Origin of the sequence: Streptomyces sp. CWNU-52B (assembly GCF_047444975.1) — a bacterium.
Classification (GTDB): Bacteria; Actinomycetota; Actinomycetes; order Streptomycetales; family Streptomycetaceae; genus Streptomyces.
The window spans coordinates 115242-122992 of sequence record NZ_JBLFJV010000037.1 but is presented as its reverse complement, the minus strand read 5'-3'; the positions used below and the strand labels follow the sequence as shown (position 1 = coordinate 122992).

The following is a 7751-nucleotide window of genomic DNA, read 5'->3' as shown; positions in this document are numbered from 1 at the left end:
AGGGGGGCTGACGGGGCGGGGTGGGTGAGGTGGGGGTGCGGGTGGGGGTGGGGGTTCGGGTGCGTTTCCCGTGGGTCGGGGCCGTGCCGGTACGTCGAGCCCGTCGCCTTCCGGGTGTACTGCCCCAAGACGGGGAGGGCCGGCTCGTTTGCAGGAGCCCTACGCGACGGGCTGCGACGTACCGGCACGGCCCGCTCCCGTCGTCGTCCGGGTGCGGGCCGTCGGCGCCGGAGCCCTGGGGGACGGCATGGTTCGCTCCCGGCGTCTTCCGGGTGCAGGCCGTCCGTGCAGGAGCCCTACGGGACGGCACGGCCCGCTCCCGGCGTCTTCCGGGTGCAGGCCGTCGGCGCTGGGGCCCTGCGGGACGGCATGGTTCGCTCCCGGCGTCGTGCGGGGGCGGGCCGTCCGTGCAGGAGCCCTGTGGGACGGCGCGGTCGCTCCCGGCGTCGTGCGGGGGCGGGGCTCTAGAGGTTGCCTCGCCTCTCCTGCTCTCGCTCTATCGCCTCGAAGAGGGCCTTGAAGTTGCCCTTGCCGAAGCCCATCGAGCCGTGGCGCTCGATCATCTCGAAGAAGACCGTCGGGCGGTCCTGGACCGGCTTGGTGAAGATCTGCAGGAGGTAGCCGTCCTCGTCGCGGTCCACCAGGATCTTCAGTTCGCGGAGGGTGTCCACGGGGACGCGCGTCTCGCCCGCCCACTCGCCGAGGGTGTCGTAGTACGAGTCCGGCGTGTCGAGGAACTGGACGCCCGCGGCGCGCATCGCCCGTACCGAGGCGACGATGTCGTTGGTGTTCAGGGCGATGTGCTGGACGCCCGCGCCGCCGTAGAACTCCAGGTACTCGTCGATCTGGGACTTCTTCTTGGCCACGGCGGGCTCGTTGATCGGGAACTTGACCTTGAGCGTGCCGTCGGCGACGACCTTGGACATCAGGGCGCTGTACTCGGTGGCGATGTCGTCGCCCACGAACTCCTTCATGTTCGTGAAGCCCATGACCTTGTTGTAGAAGCCGACCCATTCGTTCATCCGGCCCAGTTCCACGTTGCCCACGCAGTGGTCGATCGCCTGGAACGTGCGCTGGGCGGGGGGTTCGACGATGGGGGCCGCCGCCGTGTAGCCGGGGAGGTACGGGCCGTCGTAGCCCGTGCGTTCCACCAGGGTGTGGCGGGTCTCGCCGTAGGTGGCTATCGCGGCCAGGACGACCGTGCCGTGCTCGTCCTTCAGTTCGTACGGCTCGGTGACGGACGTGGCTCCGTGGTCGATGGCGTAGGCGTACGCCGTGCGAGCGTTCGGGACCTCTATGGCCAGGTCGACCACGCCGTCGCCGTGTTCGGCCACGTGCTCGGTGAGGAAGTGGCCCCAGGGGGTGGCGGGCTTGATGACCGAGGTGAACACGAACCGGGCGGAGCCGTTCTCCAGGACGTAGCTCGCGGTCTCTCGGCTGCCGTTCTCCGGTCCTGCGTACGCGACGAGCTTCATGCCGAAGGCGGTGGAGTAGTAGTGCGCGGCCTGTTTGGCGTTGCCCACGGCGAAGACGACCGCGTCCATTCCCTTGACCGGGAAGGGGTCTGCCTGCCGCGCGGTGTCCGGGGTGTGGTGCGTGGTCTGAGTCATGGGCGCAGGCTCTCTCCGATCTGCAAGGTGCGCAATCGTTTGCGTAGGAGCTGGGCATTGTGCTTAGTGGATGGTGGGGTTTTGCTGTCTTTCTGTACAGGGTGACCATGGTGGAGGTGGTTGGGGTGATCGATCATCTGGACGGGCGGCTCATCGTGCTGCTCGCCGAGGAGCCCCGGATCGGTGTGCTGGAGATGTCCCGGCGGCTCGGTGTCGCGCGCGGGACCGTGCAGGCCCGGCTGGACCGGCTTCAGTCGAATGGAGTCATCCGGGGGTTCGGGCCGCAGGTGGATCCCACGGCCCTCGGGTATCCCGTCACGGCCTTCGCGACCCTCCAGATCCGGCAGGGGCAAGGCGCCGACGTCCGGGCGCACTTGGCGACCGTGCCCGAGGTGCTGGAGCTGCACACCACCACGGGCAGCGGGGACATGCTGTGCCGGCTCGTGGCCCGGTCCAACGCCGATCTCCAGCGGGTGATCGACCGGGTTGTCGGTTTTGATGGCATCGTCCGGGCCGCCACGGCGATCGTCATGGAGAACCCCGTTCCGCTGCGGATCATCCCGCTGGTGGAGCAGGCGGCGAAGGACACCGGCAGAGGCGACTGACCGAGGCGACCGAATGGGGTGACAGCGGGTGAACTTCTGGGAGTACCTCGGCAGTCGCCATCAGCAGCTCTTCGCCGACGCCTTCCAGCACGCCAGCGCCGTCTTCCAGTGCATGGTCGTCGCCACGGTGGTGGGGGTGGTGCTCGGCGTCGTCACCTACCGCAGCGACTGGGCCGGGAACCTCGCCACCACCACGACCGCGACCCTGCTGACCATCCCCTCACTCGCCATGATCGGTCTGCTGATCCCGATCGTGGGGCTCGGCGTGCCCCCGACCGTCATCGCCCTGACCCTCTACGGGCTGCTGCCGATCGTCCGCAACTCGATCGTCGGGCTGCGGGGCGTCGATCCGTCGCTGGTGGACGCGGCGACCGGGATCGGGATGTCCAGGATCGCCCGGCTCGTACGGGTCGAACTGCCCTTGGCCTGGCCGCCGATCCTGACCGGGATCCGGGTCTCCACGCAGATGCTGATGGGGATCGCCGCCATCGCCGCCTACGCCTCCGGGCCCGGACTCGGCAACGAGATCTTCCGCGGCATCGCCTCCCTGGGCAGCAAGAACGCCCTCAACCAGGTGCTCGCCGGCACCCTCGGGATCATCGTCCTCGCGTTGCTGTTCGACGCCGTGTACGTCCTCATCGGGCGGCTGACCATCCCTAGGGGGATCCGTGTCTGACGAAACGGCCGCGGCCACCGGAGACGGTGCGGGGCGGACCGCCACCGGTGCCACCATCCGGCTGGAGAGCCTCACCAAGCGGTATCCGGGGAGCGCCGAACCCGCGGTGGACAGCGTCGACATGGAGATCGACGCCGGTGAGATCGTCGTCCTCGTGGGGCCCTCCGGGTGCGGCAAGTCCACCACCCTGAAGATGATCAACCGGCTGATCGAGCCCACGGGCGGCCTGATCAGGATCGGTGGCGAGGACGTCACCCACATGGATCCGGTGAAGCTGCGGCGCAAGATCGGGTACGCCATCCAGTCCTCGGGCCTCTTCCCGCACATGACGGTCGCCCAGAACATCGGTCTCGTGCCGAAGATGGTCGGCTGGTCGAAGACCCGGGTCGCCGACCGGATCGAGGAGATGCTCGATCTGGTCGGTCTCGACGCCGGGGAGTTCCACGGCCGGTATCCGCGGCAGCTGTCCGGCGGTCAGCAGCAGCGGGTGGGCGTGGCGCGGGCGCTGGCCGCCGATCCGCCCGTGCTGCTGATGGACGAGCCGTTCGGCGCCGTCGACCCCATCACGCGTGACCATCTGCAGGACGAGCTGATCCGGCTGCAGCACGAGCTGCACAAGACCATCGTGTTCGTCACGCACGACTTCGACGAGGCCATCAAGCTGGGCGACCGCATCGCGGTGCTGCGGGAGCAGTCGCACATCGCGCAGTTCGACACCCCGGAGGCCATCCTCACCAACCCCGCCGACGAGTTCGTGTCCGGGTTCGTGGGCGCGGGGGCCGCCCTGAAGCGGCTGAACCTCACACGCGTACGGGATGTGGAGATCACCGACTATCCGACGGTGACCGTCGACGCTCCGCTGCAGGAGATCTTCGACAGGATCAGGGCGAGCGGTACGAACGAGATCCTGCAGCTCGACCGGCAGGGGCGGCCCCACAAGTGGCTGCGGCGCGGCGACCTGATGCGGGCCCAGGGTTCGCTGGCCAGGGCGGGCACGCCGGTGCACGACACGGTGACCCGGGACGCGACGCTGCGGGACGCCCTGGAGGCCGTGCTCACCGACAACGCCGGGCGGGTCGTGGTGACCGGGCGGCGCGGGGAGTACACCGGCGTGGTGGACATGGAGACGCTGATGCACTCCGTGCAGGAGATGCTGGAGGCCGACCGGCTCGACGCGATGGAGCACCAGCACGATCTGGAGGAGTCCCGCGCCGAGGGGTCCCGTGCCGAGGGGGCGCGCACCGGGGGGTCGCACACGGAGCAGGTCCTCGGTGAGCGGGAGGGGTCCGCCGATGGGGGGCGTGGGGAGGGGACGGTGTGAGGGGCCCCGAGACCGATCGCGAGGCCGGGGCCGGGGCCGACGGTAGCGGTGGCGGTGGCGCCGGGTCGCCGGGTGACCGTACGGGGAGTGGTCTCGGGGCCGAGGCCGGGCGGGAGGCCGCGTTCGACGAGGAGCTCGCCGTCGCGGACGTCGGGTCCCGGGCCCCCCGGATCGGCTGGCGGAAGCTGACCTTCCTGCCCGTCGTGCTCACGGTCGGGCTGCTCTGCACCTGGCTCTGGTTCCGGCAGACGGACCTGGACCCGCTCTCCGAGAACGCCCTCTCGAACGGCCAGGTGTGGAAGGCGTTGCGGCAGCACATCGAGCTGACCGTGATCTCGACCTTCTTCGTGCTGATCATCGCGATCCCGCTGGGCATCCTGCTGACCCGCGGCGCCTTCCGCAAGGCGTCACCGGTGGCGATGACCTTCGCCAACATGGGGCAGGCGACCCCCGCGATCGGTCTGCTCGCCCTGCTGGTGATCTGGCTGGGCATCGGCCGCAGGGCCGCGCTGATCGGCATCATCGCGTACGCCGTCCTGCCGGTCCTGTCGAACACGATCGCCGGGCTGAAGGCGAACGACCCGACGCTCCTGGAGGCGGCCCGGGGCATCGGCATGTCACCGATGGGCGTGCTGGGCCGCGTCGAACTGCCCCTCGCCGTACCGCTGATCCTCGCGGGGGTCCGTACCGCGCTCGTCCTGAACGTGGGCACGGCCACGCTCGCCACGTTCGGCGGGGGCGGCGGGCTCGGTGTGCTGATCACGACCGGGATCACCAATCAGCGGATGCCGGTGCTGGTCCTCGGCTCGATCCTGACCGTCGCGCTGGCGCTGCTGGTCGACTGGCTGGCGTCCCTGGCCGAGATGCTGCTCAGTCCGCGCGGGCTGGAGGCGGGCTCATGAACGGGGGACGGCGTACGGGTCCCGCGATGGCCGGGGCGCTGCTGGTACTGGTCTCCGGGTGCGGGCTCACCAGCGGTTCGCCCATGGTCGACGACGTGTCGCCCGGTTCGGTCGGGAAGGGGCGGCCGCTCAAGGGCGCCGATCTCACCGTGACCTCCAAGGAGTTCACCGAGCAGCTCGTCCTCGGCGCGATCATGGGCATCGCCTTCGAGGCGGCCGGCGCCGACGTGCTCGACCGCACGGGCATCCAGGGCTCCATCGGCGCCCGGGAGGCGGTGAAGAGCGGGGACGCGGACGCCATGTACGAGTACACGGGCACCGCCTGGATCACCTACCAGGGCAACAGCGCCCCCATCCCGGAACCGGACAAGCAGTGGAAGGCCGTGCGCGAGGCCGACCTGAAGAACGGGCTGACCTGGCTGGCTCCGTCGGCGCTGAACAACACGTACGCCCTCGCCATGAACCAGGCCAACTTCAAGAAGTACGGCACGAAGACGCTCTCCGAGGTGGCCGCCCTGTCGAAGTCGGAACCCGGGGCCGTCACGGTCTGCGTGGAGAGCGAGTTCGCCAACCGGGCGGACGGCATGCCGGGCATGGAGAAGGCGTACGGCATGAGCCTGCCCAGCGGGGACATCACGCAGATGGACACCGGGATCATCTACACCCAGGCCGCCAAGGGCAGTTGTACGTACGGCGAGGTCTTCACGACCGACGGGCGCATCAAGTCGATGAACCTCGCGGTGATGGCGGACGACAAGAAGTTCTTCCCCAACTACAACGTGGCTCCCGAGATCAACTCCAAGACCCTGAAGAGGTATCCGGCGATCGCCGGCGTGCTGGCCCCGATCACCGAGCGCCTGGACAACGACGTGGCCCAGGAGCTGAACGCCAAGGTCGACGTCGACGGCGAGGATCCGCACTCGGTCGCGCTGGACTGGCTGAAGTCGGAGGGGTTCGTGAAGGAGGGCTGAGGCGCGGGGAGGGGAACACTCGGGTCCGGCAGGGTCCGGCCAGGTCCGGCAGACGGTTTCTAACAGGTGGGGACCGAGCCCTTGTTCTTCTCCAGCGCCACCAGGGACGCCACCGCGTCCTTGAGCGTCGTCACCGGGATGAGCCGCAGCCCCTTCGGCAGCTCCGACTCCGCGTCCGCGCACTCCGCCTTCGGCACCAGGAAGACCGTCGCGCCGTCACGGCGGGCGGACTGGGTCTTGAGGGCCACTCCCCCGACCGCGCCGACCTTCCCGTCGGGGTCGATGGTTCCCGTACCCGCGATGACGCGGCCGCCCGTGAGGTCGCCGCCGCTGCCGTCGCCGTCCAGCTTGTCGACGATGCCGAGGGAGAAGAGGAGCCCGGCGCTCGGGCCGCCCACGTCGGCGAGCTTCAGGGTGACCCTGACGTCGTCCGACTTCTCGCCGAGGTGGTTCAGGGCCGCCTCGGTGGCGGTGTCCTGGGACTTCCTCATCTCCTCGGCGTTGTACTCCTCGATCTCGTCGACGTTGTCGCCGCTGGGGTAGACCGAGTCGCGGGGCATCACCGCACGGTCCGTACGAAACCAGCCGTCGAGCACGTCGCCCAGGCTCACGTCCGTGTCCGGGCCGGTCGCCTCGATCGTCGTCATCCGCAGCTGGCCGCGCGTACCGCGGGCCTGCGCGCCGGAGATCGTGATCACCGGGTCGCCCTTGTTCTCACCGAGCACGTCCGCCGTCATGCCGGGCTGGGCCAGCGCGAACGGCAGCGGCGCGAACGCCACCGTGGCGAGCAGTGCCACGACGGGCAGAGCGCAGACGGCGACGGCCTGGGGCCGGGAGAGACGAGAAAGACGCGGAAGGCGAGAGAGCACGAGATCAATCTAACGTGAGGCCACCCCTGAGGAGCTGGGGACCCCGCGCCCCGTAAGGGGCTCGGGGAACTGCGCGACAAGCCCCCACCGACCGGCAGGAGCACACGCCCCTTCGGCCCCCGCCCTCCAGCCCTCGGCACGAGCTTGTCAGCGGAGCGCGTCCGCCACCTCCCGGGCCGCGTCCACGACCCGCGGCCCCACCCTCTCCGGCACCGCGTCCGCGAGCATCACCACGCCCACGCTCCCCTCCACTCCCGTGACACCGACCAGCGGCGCCGCGGCCCCGCTCGCACCGGCCTCCAGCTCACCGTGCGTGAGGGTGAAGCCGAGCTCCTCCCCCACCCCGGCGCGCGCGGCGAGGATCGCCTTCCCGGCGGCCCCCCGCTCCAGCGGGTGCCGGAACCCGGCGCGGTAGGCCACGTGATAGTCCGTCCACGTCGGTTCGACCACGGCGACGGCGAGCGCCTCCGTGCCGTCGACCAGCGTGAGATGGGCGGTCGCGCCGATGTCCTCGGCCAGGGACCGCAGTGCGGGCAGCGCGGCCTCGCGGACCAGGGGGTGCACCTGGCGGCTGAGCCGCAGCACGCCGAGTCCGACGCGGGCACGGCCGCCCAGATCTCGGCGTACGAGGGCGTGCTGTTCGAGGGTGGCGAGCAACCGGTACACGACGGTCCTGTTGACTCCGAGCTTGTTGGACAGCTCGGTGACGGTCAGACCGTGGTCGGTGTCGGCGAGCAGCTTGAGGACACGCAGTCCCCGGTCGAGCGTCTGAGAGGTCTCCGCGGTCACGACGCCCA

General features: G+C 70.0%; 8 protein-coding genes. 5 read left to right on the top strand and 3 right to left on the bottom strand.

The window, feature by feature from the left end; genetic code table 11:
• Positions 1-464: 464 nt before the first annotated feature.
• Positions 465-1610 (bottom strand): 4-hydroxyphenylpyruvate dioxygenase, encoded by a 1146-nt coding sequence (gene hppD / locus ACLVWQ_RS29080; protein WP_414112169.1) that lies wholly within the window; start codon positions 1608-1610, stop codon positions 465-467.
• 107 nt (positions 1611-1717) lie between these two features.
• Here hppD and ACLVWQ_RS29075 point away from each other — a divergent pair, with 107 nt between their 5' ends.
• The 5 genes from ACLVWQ_RS29075 to ACLVWQ_RS29055 are packed head-to-tail and all read left to right on the top strand — an operon-like array spanning position 1718 to position 6085.
• Entirely contained in the window at positions 1718-2215 is a 498-nt protein-coding gene (locus ACLVWQ_RS29075) for an Lrp/AsnC family transcriptional regulator (protein WP_414112168.1), read from the top strand.
• 28 nt (positions 2216-2243) lie between these two features.
• Entirely contained in the window at positions 2244-2891 is a 648-nt protein-coding gene (locus ACLVWQ_RS29070; protein WP_414112167.1) for an ABC transporter permease, read from the top strand.
• Positions 2884-4212, top strand: a complete 1329-nt coding sequence (locus tag ACLVWQ_RS29065) for a betaine/proline/choline family ABC transporter ATP-binding protein (RefSeq protein WP_414112166.1) — start codon at positions 2884-2886, stop codon at positions 4210-4212. The genes ACLVWQ_RS29070 and ACLVWQ_RS29065 overlap by 8 nt, the downstream gene beginning before the upstream one ends.
• Entirely contained in the window at positions 4209-5114 is a 906-nt protein-coding gene (locus ACLVWQ_RS29060) for an ABC transporter permease (RefSeq protein ID WP_414112165.1), read from the top strand. Before ACLVWQ_RS29065 ends, ACLVWQ_RS29060 begins: the two co-directional genes overlap by 4 nt.
• Positions 5111-6085, top strand: a complete 975-nt coding sequence (locus ACLVWQ_RS29055; RefSeq protein ID WP_414112164.1) for a glycine betaine ABC transporter substrate-binding protein — start codon at positions 5111-5113, stop codon at positions 6083-6085. Before ACLVWQ_RS29060 ends, ACLVWQ_RS29055 begins: the two co-directional genes overlap by 4 nt.
• Before the next feature lie 59 nt (positions 6086-6144).
• Here the strand turns inward: ACLVWQ_RS29055 and ACLVWQ_RS29050 are convergent, their stop codons facing one another.
• The gene (locus tag ACLVWQ_RS29050; RefSeq protein ID WP_414112163.1) at positions 6145-6954 is read right to left on the bottom strand and encodes a S16 family serine protease; all 810 of its coding nucleotides are present in this window, start codon (positions 6952-6954) and stop codon (positions 6145-6147) included.
• 147 nt (positions 6955-7101) lie between these two features.
• Positions 7102-7743, bottom strand: coding sequence for an IclR family transcriptional regulator (locus ACLVWQ_RS29045; protein WP_414112162.1), 642 nt, complete (start codon positions 7741-7743; stop codon positions 7102-7104).
• Positions 7744-7751 lie beyond the last annotated feature (8 nt).